At 61.3% G+C, this 1,960-nt stretch carries 3 protein-coding genes; all 3 read left to right on the top strand.

The genetic code is table 11. The features are described from left to right. Nucleotides 1-179: 179 nt before the first annotated feature. The 3 genes from DSD19_RS21120 to DSD19_RS21555 are packed head-to-tail and all read left to right on the top strand — an operon-like array spanning nt 180 to nt 1,861. Complete coding sequence (locus DSD19_RS21120) at nt 180-710, top strand: hypothetical protein (RefSeq protein ID WP_133260494.1); 531 nt, start codon at nt 180-182, stop codon at nt 708-710. Beyond that, the gene (locus tag DSD19_RS21115; protein WP_113671002.1) at nt 674-1,513 is read left to right on the top strand and encodes an AAA family ATPase; all 840 of its coding nucleotides are present in this window, start codon (nt 674-676) and stop codon (nt 1,511-1,513) included. The genes DSD19_RS21120 and DSD19_RS21115 overlap by 37 nt, the downstream gene beginning before the upstream one ends. 39 nt (nt 1,514-1,552) lie before the next feature. After that, a complete protein-coding gene (locus tag DSD19_RS21555) occupies nt 1,553-1,861 on the top strand; it encodes a hypothetical protein (protein ID WP_133260493.1) in 309 nt (102 codons plus the stop codon). Nucleotides 1,862-1,960 lie beyond the last annotated feature (99 nt).

Raw genomic sequence — 1,960 nt, 5'->3', positions numbered from 1 at the left:
GACCGCTGAGAGCTTCCTCGGCTTCATTGACATCACGTCGATCCGTCTCTGGGTCCGCCATTTGTCAACATGACCTAGATCGCGCACTCCCGATTGCGAACCTGAGAGGTCGGCTGACCCAGACCATCCTCGGCAGGCGTACGGTGTTGGTAGGCATCTTGCGAACGGCGCTTGAAGGCTTGGCGCGCGCGCAAGCGACGCTCGCCGAAAAGATCACGGCAGAGACGACCCGGCAGACAGAGCTGGAATCGGTCCGCCGCGACAAGGCCGCAGCTGAACGTGAACGCGCCACGATCTCCCAGCTTTGGACGTCCGCCGCCGGCCAGGCGCCGTGGACGGCGGACGGGCTTGAGCGTTTGAGGGGCGAGGTCAAGGCGGCGCTCGCCAAGCTTGATGCCGCCGACAATGAAGTGGCGGCCGCGCGGGCTTCCTGGGATGTCGAAACCAAGCACACCAAGCTGGCGAAGATCGAAGCCGATCTGGCACCAATCACCGCGAGACATGCTCGCCTGAAGGCGAGCAGCAACGTCGCCGAGCGGCTCCAGAAGGCGTTTCGCGAGAACTACATGGCGACGAGCCAAGCCCAAGTCGGCGGCTTGAGCCGCGTCGTGAACGCGCTGTTCCTTCGGATGCACGCGAACCGTATTGTCGATCGGATCGATCTCGGCCAGGGATGGGCCATTTGCAGAGGGACGAACGCGAGCGATTGACTGCCTTGGCGGGCGGCGTTCGGCTTGCGACGGTGAAGGCCGAACACCAAGCGGATGAAATCGCGGCGGCCCTTCACGATGAAATGCCCTGGATGGGACCCGCGACCGAACAAGTCTGGAGGGCCATGCGCAGGTCGGTGAGAGAAGGCTCCATAGGTCTTCGCCTGCCGCCCATCCTACTCGATGGCCCTCCTGGGATCGGCAAGAGCTTTTGGGCGCGGCGCCTTGGTCGGCTCTTGACCGTCCCCACAACCGTCATCGAGGCAACCAATGAGAATGCCTCATTCGGTGTCGTCGGGTCTCAGCGTGGATGGGGAAGCGCGGGCCCAGGGCGTCTCATTTCCACGATCCTTATGGAACATGTCGCCAATCCGGTCGTGGTCGTTGATGAGGTCGAAAAGTCGGGGACTGCAAAGTCCATGTCAGGCCGCGCGTTCGGACTGTCGGAGGCGCTGCTACCCCTGCTGGAGCCCATGACCGCAAGAAGCTGGAGTTGCCCATTCTATCAGGTTAAGTTCGATATGAGTTGGGTCATCTGGGTCCTGACATCCAACAACTACCACGCGTTGCCCGAGCCGCTCTTGAGCAGATGCCCACCTATAGCCCTACGAGCGTTGACGACTGACGAACTGGTGATGTTCATCTGGCGCGAAGGGCGTAGGCAAGGCACCAGCGACGTGGCCTTGGACGCCGCGGTCGAAGCTTTCAAGCGTGCGGGCCAGGCAAGCCAACCGAGTCTGAGAACTGCGGCACGGGTGCTGCAGAGGGCAGCCGATCTCGAATGTCACCCCACGCTGCATTAAACCGATGTCACGAGCTCGTCACACAAGGGAGGCGGCCTCGTGACTGAATTCGAGATCATCTTCGACGTGTTTGGTATCGGCGCATGCATCGTTGGCGCCATCCGGGTCACCATCGCCTACCGCTCTTCGATACGAGATGTCGAACCAGATCCGGAACGTGTTCGGCGATTTGTGGAACGGGGAATGGAGCTGCGGCGGCAGGCCCTGGAAAAATCGCGCGCAACCGACAGGTCGAGCGACGACGTCACCGAGCCAAAGTCTGCAGATCTTCCCACGCGGCAAGCGGATACTGATTTAGCTCGTCGCGTATGCTGCGCCACTTCGGCATATTGTCGTCAAGGACCTTGATGAAACGCTCTGCCGCCATTGCCTAGGCTCCAGACTCATTGATCGTCAAAGCCAGAAGATGACGGTTGCGGCGAGGGCTATGGCGGAGAGGAAGGTCTT

The sequence above is a fragment of the Rhodovulum sp. BSW8 genome, assembly GCF_003314725.1.
Taxonomy (GTDB): domain Bacteria; phylum Pseudomonadota; class Alphaproteobacteria; order Rhodobacterales; family Rhodobacteraceae; genus Rhodovulum; species Rhodovulum visakhapatnamense.
This window is presented reverse-complemented; position numbering and strand designations above follow the sequence as displayed.